This is a genomic window from Streptomyces sp. SGAir0957, assembly GCF_043523415.1.
On record NZ_CP027292.1, the window covers coordinates 207780 to 221320 of the forward strand.

At 66.9% G+C, this 13541-nt stretch carries 10 protein-coding genes; 4 read left to right on the top strand and 6 right to left on the bottom strand.

The window, feature by feature from the left end; all coding sequences use genetic code 11:
* Positions 1-149: 149 nt before the first annotated feature.
* Both C1N81_RS05250 and C1N81_RS05255 read right to left on the bottom strand, forming a co-directional pair.
* Complete coding sequence (locus C1N81_RS05250; protein WP_394427254.1) at positions 150-374, bottom strand: hypothetical protein; 225 nt, start codon at positions 372-374, stop codon at positions 150-152.
* Between the two features lie 163 nt (positions 375-537).
* Entirely contained in the window at positions 538-4890 is a 4353-nt protein-coding gene (locus tag C1N81_RS05255; protein ID WP_394427256.1) for a polymorphic toxin-type HINT domain-containing protein, read from the bottom strand.
* 535 nt (positions 4891-5425) lie between these two features.
* Between C1N81_RS05255 and C1N81_RS05260 the strand changes: the two genes are divergently transcribed.
* The 3 genes from C1N81_RS05260 to C1N81_RS05270 all read left to right on the top strand — a co-directional run bounded on the left by C1N81_RS05260 (position 5426) and on the right by C1N81_RS05270 (position 7609).
* Positions 5426-6355, top strand: coding sequence for an FG-GAP repeat domain-containing protein (locus tag C1N81_RS05260; protein WP_394427258.1), 930 nt, complete (start codon positions 5426-5428; stop codon positions 6353-6355).
* Between the two features lie 299 nt (positions 6356-6654).
* Positions 6655-6864, top strand: coding sequence for a hypothetical protein (locus C1N81_RS05265; RefSeq protein ID WP_394427260.1), 210 nt, complete (start codon positions 6655-6657; stop codon positions 6862-6864).
* 58 nt (positions 6865-6922) lie between these two features.
* Positions 6923-7609 (top strand): restriction endonuclease, encoded by a 687-nt coding sequence (locus C1N81_RS05270; RefSeq protein ID WP_394427263.1) that lies wholly within the window; start codon positions 6923-6925, stop codon positions 7607-7609.
* A gap of 131 nt (positions 7610-7740) precedes the next feature.
* Here the strand turns inward: C1N81_RS05270 and C1N81_RS05275 are convergent, their stop codons facing one another.
* The 3 genes from C1N81_RS05275 to C1N81_RS05285 form a co-directional block, all read right to left on the bottom strand.
* Complete coding sequence (locus tag C1N81_RS05275; protein WP_394427265.1) at positions 7741-8013, bottom strand: hypothetical protein; 273 nt, start codon at positions 8011-8013, stop codon at positions 7741-7743.
* A 133-nt stretch (positions 8014-8146) separates the two neighbouring features.
* On the bottom strand, positions 8147-9475 hold the full coding sequence (locus C1N81_RS05280) for a M14 family zinc carboxypeptidase (protein ID WP_394427268.1): 1329 nt from the start codon (positions 9473-9475) through the stop codon (positions 8147-8149).
* A 199-nt stretch (positions 9476-9674) separates the two neighbouring features.
* Positions 9675-10052, bottom strand: a complete 378-nt coding sequence (locus C1N81_RS05285; RefSeq protein ID WP_394427270.1) for a hypothetical protein — start codon at positions 10050-10052, stop codon at positions 9675-9677.
* Between the two features lie 273 nt (positions 10053-10325).
* On the opposite strand from C1N81_RS05285, the gene C1N81_RS05290 reads away from it, so the two are divergent.
* On the top strand, positions 10326-11957 hold the full coding sequence (locus C1N81_RS05290) for a competence protein CoiA family protein (RefSeq protein WP_394427272.1): 1632 nt from the start codon (positions 10326-10328) through the stop codon (positions 11955-11957).
* A gap of 317 nt (positions 11958-12274) precedes the next feature.
* Here the strand turns inward: C1N81_RS05290 and C1N81_RS05295 are convergent, their stop codons facing one another.
* Complete coding sequence (locus tag C1N81_RS05295; RefSeq protein ID WP_394427275.1) at positions 12275-12622, bottom strand: hypothetical protein; 348 nt, start codon at positions 12620-12622, stop codon at positions 12275-12277.
* Between the last annotated feature and the right edge of the window lie 919 nt (positions 12623-13541).

Sequence of the window (13541 nt, forward strand, 5' to 3'; positions counted from 1 at the left end):
GTTGACCAGCGCGGACGGCGCCGTCAGGGGTGCCGGTGAGAGCAGGGAGTGCGAGATGACGGTAGCGGCCGGCGCTTGTCGGATCAGCTCTGACGAGGGAAACGAAAAGAAGAAGGGAGGCTCCTTATAAGGAGCCTCCCACCCAGTCCTCAGCGCGTTCCCCGCATTTGGCCGAACCACGAAGGGTCATCCATTGCGCCGTCATCCTCGTGCCATTGCGGAGGCGCGGAAACAACGAAACTCGTCAGGTCGCGCCCCAGTAGAAACAGGCGCCCCGGCTTGATTTCCACACCGTAGTCCAAGCCGACCTTCACGCATTCTTCGTCTTCAGCTCGGCGGATTGTCAGGCCGTCGTATCTGGGGCGAAGGAGCATGAGGTCAACATTACCGAAGTGGACGTCGATTCGCGTCTCCGGTGGCCTATCCCGGCTACTCCGGAGAAGTAGCCTGCGATGGCCGACAGTGTATTGCCAGACCTTGAAGTACCTGCTGGACCGATAGATTTCGGCACCGCAGAACTCCGAGGTGGGATGCGGTTCAGCCATTCAATACGTCCCAGTTCGGTTCGGGAATATTCACGACCTTGCCCTCTTTGCTGTAAAACGTTATGTTGCGCCACTCAAAGTTCCCCAATTGTATCTGGAGACCGATCTGACCCATTTCCCACTGGGTGGCCGCCCAGTCACCCGAACGCCAGGCCTTGTAAGCGAGCGCATACTGCTCAGCCGGATTCTCGCCGTCGAACCCCTTCAGGCTGACGGCGACCTTACCGTTGTTGCGTAGCACATTGGAGACCTCGGTCATCCATAGAGCAACCGGCTTCCCGCCGACTCTACCGACAATTTCTGCGAAAGCATCGCCGTTGAAGGTATACCCTCCTGCGAGCTCCTTGGCCAGTGCTTCAGAATGCTCGCCGATCCCGAGCACCATGGTCCCGGTCGGGCATCCGTTTGTATTGTGCACCAGAACCGGCGTCGACCCGGCCAGCACATAATAGGTGTGGACGTCTTCGACAGTGAGATTGTAGGCGGAGTGCGGCCGGTGAAAGCGGTGAACGCTGAGCACGCGGACGGTCGCGCCGGTGGCGGTTCGCAGCGTTTGTCCGCGGCGCAGGTCTCCCGCGTCCGTCCAGCGATGAGTGCTAGGCGACCAGAAGGGGTGATGCTGTGTTGCCGTGATCCGCGAATGACCGACGTCGATCGTGATGTCAGCGAAATCTGTGTCGTCTGCCGTATAAATGGTGCGGGAAACCGTGTGGGGTTCAGTGCGGCCGCTTTCAGGGTCGGTTGTGAGAACTGTCTCGCCGACCCTGATGTCCGCGATCCTCTTGGTCGTGCCGTTGGCCATAAGCACTCGCGTGGTGCCAGGGAGGCTGTTGGCAGTGCACCACTTACGCGCCTTGCTTAGAGCTTCGAGTGCTTTCGCACCGAGCCCCGCGATGGCTTCGTCGGACAACTGTAGTGTGCGAAGTTGTTTCCACGCGTCGGTGAAACCGGTGCCGGTCTTGGCAGCCGTGTTGAGAGCCTTGACGGCATCCACGATCGGGGTGAGCAGAACCTCGACCGGAAAGAACGTGGCAAGGCTCCAAGCGCAGGCAGACTTGTCGCCGTGCCAGCAGTCCATCAAGTCTTCGGCGAAGAAGGAGAACAAGATTGATCCGGGTATGTCACCGAAGAGGCTCTGCCATCCGGCCCGGACGATGTCTTTACCGGAGAAGTGGTGCGTCCAGCCCTCGATCTTGATGTTCTTCAGCGTCGCCCGCTTGAGGAACTGCCATGCCGCCTTTGGGCAACCGTCGACCGTGGCTTGCGCCTCGCTGTCGGCACACAGGTAGAAGTCGGCCTCATAGGTAACGACCAGGTCATACTTGGCGTCGCACCCGGAGAAGGCCGCGTCCGGCATCCCCGGGCAGGTACCGATCTGCTTGGAGCTGACGATCTCGACCGTGGACTCGTCCGGAACGGCGAACACACCGGGAATTCCCGTACCGGTCCCCTCGGAGCTCGCCTGATTGGCCTGCTGCCTCTCAGTGCGGTCGGATGCCTCTTGCGCCTCCTTGGCGTACTGGTCGGCGTCCTTGGCGGCTTCTTCGGCTGCTGTGGCGTCCGCGTCCGCCTTGTTCGCCGCGATGCGTGCGTCCGTGGCGGCTGCTTCGGCCTGGGCTGCGGCGGCGCGGGCTGCCTCGGCGTCGAGTGCTGCTGCGTCGGCGGAGTTGCGGGCGTCGGTGGCGTAGCCTTCGGCGCGGTCGGCTGCTGCGTCGGCGGCTGCTGCGTCGGCGGTGGCCTGGCGGTCGTATTCGATGGTGCGGGTCAGGGACTGGGTGGCCTTGGAGGCCGCCAGGGCTGCCGCAGCTGAGTAGCCCAGGGCCTCCTTCGCATATCCGCGGGCTTGGGATGCGTAGGCTGCTGCGCCGGCTGCTGCCGTGAGTGCGGCCTTGGCGTCCGCCGTGGCCTTGTCGGCCAGGGTTTTGGCGAGGGCTGCTTCCTTGGCGGCGTTCTTGGCGTGGGCGTCGGCGACTGCCGCCTGCTGGTCGGCGATGGATTTCGCGCCCTGGCCGGCCAGGACGACGAGGTCGGCTGCGGAGTCCTTGGTGACGTACGGGGAGCCGAGCTGGATGGCGTCGTTGGCCGGGTCAACGACGCGGGCCGCGGACTGGCGGGCATCGACGGCGACCTGGGCCGTGGTGTACGCGAAACCGGCTGCGCGGGCCGCCGCGACCTGCGCGGTCACCGACTCCTTCAGCGCCGCGTTTGCATGGGTTTTGGCTTCCCCTGCGTGTTTTTCCGCGTTGTCGGCGGCCTCGACGGCTAGGGCTGCCTCGGCGGCCGCGTGCTTGGCGGCGGCGATGGCGTCGGCCGCGGCGCTGGTGGCGGTGCGTACGGCGGCGTCGGCCTTCAGCTTGTCGGCCTGGGCGGCGTCGGCGTTGGCGCGGGCCCGGCTGGCGGCTGCTTCTGCGCGGGTGGCCGCGGCGTCCGCGTCGGCCGCGGCCTGGGTGGCCGCGTCGGCGGAGGTGCGGGCGTTCTTCGCCGCCGTCTCGGCGGTGGTGGCCTGACGGTCGGCTTCGTCGGCGGCCGCGCGTGCGGCGGTGGCTGCGTCACCGGCGTCGAGGGAGTCGGCGTAGGCGCCCTTGGCATCGGCCTTGGCGCGTGCGGCGTCGGCCTTCTGTTCGGCGTCCCACGCATCATCGCGCTTGGCCTTGGCGTCGTCGCGGGCTGTCTCCGCGTCCTTGCGGCGTGCGGAGGCGGTGTCGGCCGCGGTCTCGGCCTTCTTCTTGGCCTCTTGTGCGGTGGTGTTGTAGCCCTCGGCGTCCTTGCGGTGCTGGGCGGCTTCCGCCTGCTTGGCGGCCGCGGTCTCCTTTTCCGTCTTGGCGGTCTTTTCCTCCGCCTCGGCTGCCAGGCGCTTTTTGTGCGCGTCTTCCGCGGCGGCCTTGGCGTCGCCCTCGGCGGTCAGAGCCACCTGCAGGGCGGCTTCGGCATCTTCCTTGTCCTGTTTGGCGTTGTCACGGTGCTGCTTCGCGGACTCGGCCGCCCACTTGGCCTGCAGTTCGGCGTACTGCGCGGACTGCTTGCGGAACTCTGTCTTGGACTGGGCGGCCTGGGCGATGGCGCGCTGCGCGATGGTGGCACTGTCGGCGGCGGAGGCGTGGGTGGCTGTCTCGGTGGTCTGCCCGGCGATGACCATGGCGTCCAGTGCTGCCGCGATGCCGTGCGTGACCTGAGCCTTCTGCTGTGCTACCAGCAGGCCACGGCCGCGCGGGGTGCTGTTGGTGTCCGCGATGGCATTCGCGTCCTGCACCGCCGTGTCGCTGGCGGTCATGGCCCGCTTGGCGGCTGCCGCCTGCTGCTTGAGCAGGATCAGCTGCGCCTTGGTGACCGACTGTGCCTGGGCAAGAGCGTTCTTGGCCTTGGTGAACTGTGCCGCGTCCGGCGGGAACGCCTCATCCTTTCCGCCGCCGCCGGGCGACCAGTAGGACTGCCAGCGCACGGCATGGTCAGCGACCCAGGAGTTGCCGAGCATGTTGCCGAGAATCTTGGAACCGGAGACCAGTGCCTTGGCCGCTTGGGTGTTGGCGGTCAGAATCTGGTTGCGCTGGGTGGCCTGGGAGGCGATCTCCTGCTGCCACTCCGCAGCCGAGGTGTCCACCTCCGCACCCAGTACGCCGTCAGGGTCGATCGGGTCACGCCAAGCGCATGCGGCGAAGCGCGCCTTGAGGTTCTCAACGGCGATGCGGAACTCGGCGCTGTCCGGCGCGGGCGCCGCGGTGGGGAAGCCGCCGGACTCCAGGAAGATCCGGGCGTTGTCCGCGCCGGTGGGCTCCATGCTCCAGTCGGTCAGGTAGTCGTACGCCTCGTGCCGGTCGTAGGCGGGGTTGGAGCCGTCCGTCTCGCCGCCGTACAGCGGGGCGCCGAGGGCCTTGACGGCGTTCTTGGTCGCCGCGTCGGCGAGCGGGGTGGGGTCCTCGTAAAAGTCGCTGTCGTTCTGCCAGAACCGGTTCGCGGCCCACTGGCCGAGTCCGGTCTGGTCGTAGAAGTCCTTCTTGCCGTCGCCCGGTGAGCCGGGCGGCCAGTGGAAGCCGGTCTCCGTGAACCCGCCGGGGGTGGCGAGGCCTTCGAGTTTCGCCTGCCAGCCCGTCTTCAGGGCGGCGAAGTCGTTGATCGCTTTGTCGGCTGCGGCCTTGTCCGTGTCGTAGGCCTTGGCGAGGGGCGTGTCCTGCCAGTGCTCACGGTTGGCCAGTACGTGCAACTGGTCCGCCGGCTGGTTGAGGGCGTCTTGCGCAACCGCCGCCATGGAAGTGCCGCCCAGCTGCAGCACCCCGTTCATCAGACACTGGTCCTGGCGCAGCTGTTCGGCGGGGGTGTCCTCGTACCAGCCCTGGCTGACCTTTTCCATACGGTCGTCCTGCTTCGGCGTCAGGGCGTCCGGCTGTACTGCCAGCGTGGTTATCAGAGCCAGCGCGGTAACCGAGGTCAGCGCCGGTGCACCGCGGACAAGTCTGCGTTTCCTGCGCCTGCCTGATGTGCTTGTGAGTCTCAACCCGCATCCTTTCGCGCACCGCACTGAACGATGCGCTTGGCGTGGGCCTGACATCACCTCATCCGGATCGACTGCATGTTCAGCGAGCTGGCGGCACGGCGACCTGGCGCGAGGCGATCGCCCGACCGCATCGAAAGGCGTGATCTTCACTGATACGCCACAGGAACATCACACTAGGCACACAGAAGGTGCATGTGACAAGCTCTCCGGGCCCACCACTTCGGACAGTGACCAGCAGCCGCTTCCATGAGTGACTACCCGTCACCAGAAAAGGTTGTAGCACCTGTTCACTTTCCGCCCCCGCGGCAAGGCTTTTCCAGCCAGGCAACAGCCGATACGGCCATGCACCACGCCGCCCTGCCGCACGAGCAGCTCATCCACGGGAGATCCGATGCCCAGCACCGCCAAGAACCGCTCACTCAGACCGTTCGCACAGCTGGCACTCGCCGTTGCCATGACCGCCGTGGTCACGGCCGCATCCGGGACCGCCATCGCAGACGCCGGCACCACGACCGCCTCGGCCCAGGCCCGCCAGCTCACCCAGACCGCACAGCAGACCGCGCCCCCTCGTACCCGGAGCGGCATAGCCGCAACGCCCCAAACAGCGGCCGTCTTCGGCATGTTCGGCATCGACAAAACAGGGGCCCTGTACTCCTACGCACCGGACAGCGCCGACATCCTCGCCCCCCGCGAGCAGCTCGCCACCGACTACGCGGACGTCCGCACCGCCAGCAACGCCGACGACGACGGTGACGGCGTCGCCGACAACACCTGGGTCTGGACGACCAACGGCGGCCTGTCCAGCAGCTACGGCTACGTCGGAGGCGGCTGGAACACGTACGCCACCGTCTTCTCACCCGGCAACCTCGCCGGCGCGCCGGGATACGACGTACTCGGCCGCGACGCCGACGGCGTGCTGTGGTTCTACTACGGCTACAGCGACGGCACCCTCACCGCCCGCCACAAAGTCGGCCAGGGCTGGAACCAGTACACACAGCTCACCGGCAAGGGCGACCTGACCGGCGACCAGTGGCCCGACCTCATCGCCCGGGACACCTCCGGCGTCCTGTGGCTCTACAAGGGCACCGGAGACGGCAACGCCCCCTTCGAGACACGCACCAAAATCGGCGGCGGCTGGAACCAGTTCGACGCCCTCGTCGCCACCAGCGACATGGACTTCGACGGCAAAGCCGACCTCATCGCCCGCCAGCCCAACGGCGACCTGTACTTCTACAAAGGCACTGGCAACGCAACCGCCCCCTTCGCCGCCATGCGCCAGGTAGGACACGGCTACCAGACCTACCGCGTCATGTTCTCCTAACCCACTCGGTGCCAAGAGAGGACACCGCAGCCATCGGCAGTCCTGCACTGCACTGGACGCCCGGTCACGGCCCCGCTGCACCTGAGCTGGATGAGCACCGTGCACCTGCTGCGCGACACCGTTGACGTGGCCTGCCCGCCCGCACCGACACTGCCCCACCAGATTCGGTCAAGCCCGACAGCTTTATGCCATTCGTCAGCAAGGCCCCTCCAACATCAACAGGGCCCCGCTACACAGGAACGCCGGGGCGGTCTCCTGCCGCCCCACGCGGAGTGGATCGCTGGGGGAGGGGACGGACGATGCTGACCATCAACGTGGCACTGCTGCTGGCGATCATCGTGTTCTTCCGACTGCGGCGGCGTACAGAGGCCCGCAGCCGCAACGACGAGAAGATGACCGTCATCCTCGTCCTGGCCCTCGGCATCCTGATCGCCCCCACGCCGTTGGGCGCGAGCATCACCGACTTCCTCGGGCAGCTCGCCACCGGCGTCACCCAGGCAAGCCGATGAACCGAACTCGAGCGGACTTCAGGCATTGCTCGTCACGAGCCTGGGGAGCGGGCGGCTGATGGCGACACGGCGGCGTCGGCGTCTGAAGAAGCAGACGCGCAAGAAACTGCAGGTGGCGGCCGCGGCGGCGACAGTGGTCACCGTGTGGTGGATGGCCCTGCACTGGGCGGCGGTGTGGCCCGCCCTGCTGACCGTGCTCGTCGCGGCAGTCGTGGGCGGTGCCGGCTGGATGCTGCTGCGCGCGCACCGCCGCGCCATCGGCCAGGACCGTGCCTGGCGGGCGCAGGAGGAGGCGCGGGCGCGGGAGTTGTCGATGGCCGAGGTCGACGACCTGTCGTGGCAGGAGTTCGAGGCGTACATCGCGGACTTGTGTCGGCGCGACGGCTGCACGCGGGTGGTGGTGAGCGGCAGGAGTGGCGACCTGGGCGCCGACGTCGTCGGCTACCTGGCTGATGGCCGCAAGCTGGTTGTCCAGTGCAAGAAGTACGCCCCGCACCGCAGCGTCTCCTCGCAGGACATGCAGAAGTTCGTCGGGACTGCCCGCCTCGAGCACGGCGCCGACGTCGCCTTGTTCGTCACCACCTGCCGTACCTTCACCAAGGCCGCGCAAGGTCTGGCCCTGCGCCAGGACATCGTGGCCCTGCACCGCGATCTGCTCGGGGCGTGGGTCAAGGGCGCCCGTCTGGAGACCCTGATCCCCCTGAACGGGCGAGGTACCGGCACAGGACGCCGCGCCCCTGCCTGATCTGCTGCGGCCAGACGGCCGCCCGGCCTGGCGGCTGGCGGCCGAAGACGTCTCAGCGGACCCGGTAATTCTGTCGCCGGACAGGACCCTCTGGCCGCACGGGGGATGTTCCGGCTGACCGCGCGCAGTGCTTACGTCCGGCCCTCATACGCAGAGCGGAAGACGAGCAGAGCCCGGAAAGTGCCTGCCGTGTAGGCCGTGTCGGGTGCGCCGTACGGGCTCACGGACGCCAGACGCCAGCCCTGGTCCTCGACCTGCTCGATGACCTGAGCCAGCAGCGGCTCCGATGGCCACGCTGCGCTCGGATCGCTGATCGGCACGCTCGCCGAGAAGACCTTGCCCCGGGTGGCGCGCGCGTCAGCGGTCACCGTACTCACCCAGTCGGCCGCCGCCTGCTCATCCATTGCGTCACTCTCCCATGCCGCAGGCCTGCCCCGTCCCGGCCGCCAGGATCCTGGATGGGCTCGGGCATCAGAGAGGCGGTGGCGCGCGGCCACTTGATCTTCCCCTCGTCGCAGGCAGATCGGACTCCACGGTTCAGGCCGACACGTTGGCTGGCGGACGCGTGAGCTCGACGGCGGCGACGACGGTGGCGATCTGCTGTTCGACCTGATGGGCTACGGGGAGCCACACCCCCTGGAACGCCTGTTCGCACTGCAGACACCAGGCATTGAGCAGGGCTTGCAGCCGGGACCGAAGTCGTGCCGTGGGGGGCTCGTCGGGGAGCGCCCGGCGCAGCATCGCAGCGGCGCGTATGGGCACCCGCAGGCTGATCATTTCGATGCTGGCGTAGCGGGCCTGGGTCATCGTGGGCCATGGCGGGGCGCCGGGCTGGACGATGCGTGGGTCCCATTCGTCGGCCATCGGGGCACAGACGTCCATGTGCGTGTGTACCGCACGCAGCAGTGGGGTGTCGGCGCTCAGGTGGGGTGCGGCCGCTGCGAGGATGCTCGACAGCTGTGTCCAGCGGTGTCGTAGCCGGTCGGCTGCGTTCTCCAGCAGCGGGGCCGGGTTGTCGATGACCGTGGGGTCGGCGAGGCGTGTGCTCGTCCACAGCGGGGATTCGATGATCAGGGTTGTGCCGCCGTAGGCCCGGGGGGCGTGCCATGTCGTCGTGCCGGCGTCGCCGGGGCTGATGGCCCAGCGTTTGTCGTTCTGCGGTGGTGGCATGACGTAGATACCGGGTCCGCAGCTGTCCCAGTAGAAGGCGTCGTAGGTTCCCGCTTCCACCGGAATGCCGAGGGCGGCAGCGGACTGGGTGAATGGCTCGGCCAGGGCGGGCAAGGGGCGGGTGGTCTCGACGAAAGCGCCGCCCACGTCGTTGTTGTGCAGGGAGCACTGCAGGAACGGCCGCAGTGTCGAGATGACGTCGAGGAGCGCCTGGGTTTCGGGCAGCATCACCCCCAGGGAGGGCGCCCATTCCGGCTGCTCGTCGGCGGCCGGACGGAAGGCGCGGGTGAAGTGACCGGCGAGGGTGCTGGAATCCCCGCCATCGCCGTGCGCGTCTGCTTCGGCCAGCCGTGCGCCGTCGGGGTCGAGGCAGAGCAGGAAGTTCCAGGTGACACCGCGGTGCACAGAGGCGTTCGTGGCCGTCCGGTGAGCGAGCTCGACGATCGTCGCTCCACCAAGCGGCTCGTCGGCATGGGCGCCGGCAAGGATGAGCGCGTGCTGGGCAGAGCGGCCGACGGACAGCAGCCACAACGGCTCTCCCTCGCGCGACCTGCCCACTGTGCGCAGCCTGCACAGCTCGGGGTGGCCCTGGGCCAACACATGCGCCGCATCGATCACCTGGTCAAGGGTGGGGTAGCGATCGTGGGTGGCCATGGCCCGTCCGGCGTCGGTCGAGGTGTCTATGGTCACGGTCACTGAGCTGCCTCCTGACGCTGCTGATCGTCTGACGGGAGAGGCGACGCTGGACCGCCTGACTGCAGCTCCGCGCTGCGGGCGACGGTCACTGGGGCCGAGCCACCGCGTCGATGTGTCTACCAACGTTGCTGCGCTATGGCGCCCGTGAGAACCTCCCGAGCCGGCGCCGCGGGAGGTATGGAGGCCGCGCGCGCGTCGGTCAGTTCTCGGGCAGGCCCCACCAGCCGGGGTGCGCGGTACGGAGCTGGTGCACCGGCTCGGGGAGCTCCAGCAGCGAGCCGGTGCCGGTGCGCAGCTGCTCGTAGGCCTCGGTGAGCCGCGGCCGCGCGTCCTGGCCGATTGCCACTTCGAGTTCGGCGGTGGTGTGGGCAGCGAGGATGCGGCCCAGCTGGAGGGCTGCGCGCAGGCGTGCGGCGATGGCTTCGTTGCGGCGGCGTTGCCTGATCGCGGCGAAACGATCCTGTGCGGGCACCTCAGAGACCGGCGCGCGCAGCTGGTCCGGGGCGGAAGTTGAGGTGAGGCCGGTGGGAGTGGCGGGTAAAGCGCGGTCGGCTGTCGTGTCGTCGTATTCGCTCATGGTTGTACAACGAAGCAGACCCGGCCAGGCCACGGAAAGGGCATCGACCCCGGGCAGTTGGGGGCCGCGTAGCGTTTCGGACAGTGATCCCGAGACGGGAGTGGGGAGGCAAGAGAACGTCCCCGAGGCAAGTCCGTTCTGCGGCGACGGGCCGAGATGGCGGCCTCACGGCGAACTACGGGCGAGCAATCCCGAAGCGACTGCCTGTTGTCAGTACCCGGCCCTACTCTGAGAATCAAGTGTTCCGCGCACCGCTACCGGGTGGGGGCCTTTGTGGCTAACGGTGTTTGGCATTCCGGAATCGGAAAGATTCTCGAACTCGACAAGTCCGACCTCGGCCTCGGCACTGCCTGGCCGGATCTGCCCGAGCTCTTCGAGAGCCTCCTCCAACCCGTGGCCACGAGAGATCGTGAACTGCTTGTCTGCGTGGAGAGCAGCCAAGGCGAGCAGTGCAAGGCAGAGCTGAGCGGGGTCAAGAGCCCGCACATGTATGTGCGAAAACACCGGGGACCCGATGGCGCCCTGCGTCTGCGCGCCGTGCACTTGCCGACGACGCATGAGATGACCGCGGAGGAGAGCGACAGGCACAAGGCCATGAAGGACTTCTTGGCCCGCACCGGCCAGTCGGCCGGCATCGAGTTCCGCGTGGAGAAGGCGACAAAAAACAGAACGTCCCGGCCAGATGTGACACTCATCGGCACCAATGGGGTGAGTTTGGGATGCGAAGCGCAGTACTACAACGCCAGCGCCGGCACCGTGCTGCGCCGATCGAAGGCACACGCCGACGCGGGACTGGTGGCCAACTGGATCACGCATGACGACAGGTTCCACCTCATCGACCGGGCGAACTGGATGCTGACCCGGGAGATGACCTGGCGGGAGATCGACAGATCGCAAGACATTGCGCTGACGGGCGGCTTCCGCGTTCTCGTCGAGTGGCAGTGCACCGCGAGCGCTGAGCGCCCCTGTCCAAACGGTCTGCTGAAGACAGGATGCGGCAAAGTTCACCTGCAATGGGAGACCCCGCGTCGCCTGGACGACGAAGGCACGGGATGGACGGGCTATAAGGGGAACACCCAAGCCGTCATGGTCGGTCAGACCCTGATCGGTGCTGTCACGGGCACCGTGGCCCCTCTCTTTGCTTCTTCCCGCAGGGACCGGCGATCTGGCGCCTACATGTGGGTCTCCACCGATGACCGTGCTCGGTGGAACGACTATCAAAGCGGGGAAACCCCCACCTTTCAGGAACCAAAGGCGCCGGATGAGGACGTGCAGTTTTCCGGAAGAGACGCGGAAACCACCTGCACCTTCGGCGACGACACGTGGATTCCGAGCGCACCCCTGGAACGCCGCGGCATCTACGGCGTGGAACTGACGCTCACAGCCGACGCATCAGCGCCCACCCGAGACCGCCCGACACATGGTCCGCCCAACGCTGGCGAAGCCCTCACGGTGGCTACAGGCCCCACCGCAGAGCTGGGCGTGGCCGACGCGCCAGCGCGCCCACTCTTGCCAAGGATTCCGCCCCAGCAGCGGAACTCAGCGCCCGAGGCATTCGCATCGGTGCCCGAAGGTAAACCGGCCCTCCAGCGCTCAAACGACGGCACCGATCTGACCGCAACTGATTCCTGGGCTGCCGTAGTTGGCCTGCAGGAGGCCGCCAACCGCGAACACGTAAATCTCGGCCTACTTGATTCATACGAGGCCCGCACCCGCCAACGAGCGATTTGGTTCGAGGCGGCGGCAGCGGCACAGCAAGCCATTACCGAGTACGCCAATATCAAGCGCCTGAACCGGTTTGACGTGGAGCTGGAGGTACGCCGGGCGGCGAAAGACCGCGGCGGACCCTCTCCTGATCTGCTTCCACGCGACCGGCGCAGTGACTCCGCGCGCCGGACTTGCTGAGCAGGCGCCGGGGCTCAGATCCCAGGGCCCGCGAAAACGGCGAGACCGACGGCTGCTGTGATGCCTACGAGTGTCGGCAGCGAAAGGGGCCCGGCCGGGGAGGGAGGCCGCGGTCCTGCAGTCGACGCCGCTTGGCCGGACGGCGTGAGCTCAAGGTTAGGGCGGCGAGCGGGGACGTCGTCGATGCGGGAGGCATCAACGACCCACGTTGCGGCGGACAGCGCTATGAAGCCGAGCACGGTCTGGATGTCGTCCCGGCGGGCTTCGAGGGGTGGGTTCCAGATCCCCTCACTCAACGTCCGGCGGGGTGTGCAGCGTCAGTCCTGCGAGGTGTTCATGGAGTCGAAGGTCTCGCGCAGCATCTGGTCGATGGTTCCGGGCTTGTCAATCAGGGAGTCGAAGAGGTCGGCGAGCAGCCACAGCAGGAAACCGTGCAGGACCGCTTCTTTCGGCGGGATCGGCCCGTACTGGTCGCGCCAGGCGACGGTGTCCATGCCCATGGCCGCGGCCATCAGGACACCGGTGGCCATCGGCACCTGCTCCGGGTCCGCCATCTCGAAGGCGGGCAGCTTACGGATCACGACAGGGATGAGGTCGCTGAGCGGATCGAGCTGCTCTCCGCCGCCGGGCGGCTCGGCGATCAGATATCCGGTCAGGACGCCCACCAGGAACACCGGACGGCCGCCGGACTCCTGGCCCAGTTCTTGCGTGGACGGTGTGCGCGTTCGGCTAGCCGGGCATCTCGAAGAGGCGGCCGCGGACTTTTAGGGGCAGCGTTGTTCTGCATTTCGCCTGCTGCGCGGCTGTCAGGAAGACTGGGAAGAGCACGGCTGACCTGCGGAGCAGCGACTGAGCCGCAGCGACCGTGTCATCGGTCAGTCGCTGCCGCCTGCTTTCCGATAACCGCAGGTCAGAGAGTTGCTGGCGCGATTACAGCGACCGAAGCGACTGAACATTCCCATATATAAGACAGACTGAGTGTGCGCATGTGCGTCATATATAGAAGGCTTCAGTCGCTTCAGTCGCTGTTAGGTACAGAAAAGCCGCTCTGACCTGCTTCGATGTACAGGCGTATCGCCGAGCGACTCAGCCTGTCTGGTCGCTGCTGCTCCTCTTCAGTCGCTGGAGCAAGCAACCATCCTCCGCGCCCCCGCAGGTCCCGTTTTGCAGTTGGTATCCGTGAGGACAGTGGGGCCCAGCCCTCCACGCGGCACGCGAGGGCTCATCCCGCGGTGTGGGTTCGCTTCAGTCGCTGTCGTTCCGATGAACCGGGCCAGGCGCCTGTGCCAGCCCTACATACAGCGACTGAAGCGACTCGCCGTTCGCGATGCGTATTCCTCGTCGCGGTTCTCCGGAGAGCCGTCAGTGCATGGTCGCAGTTCAGTCGCTAGAGTCGCTGTTCCGGTCCAGGACCGCAGTGCCCGCACCGGCCCCTCCCGGGCACCCGATGGCCTCCCGCGGTGCGCCATCAAGCGCCGCAGGGTGACCTGCACAGAGTCAACTCGCTGCACAGTGCCCTCCCCACTCCCATTCGAATCATTCGCTAGTCTGTGTCCGTCGTTGAGTCGCTTGAGTCGCTGATTG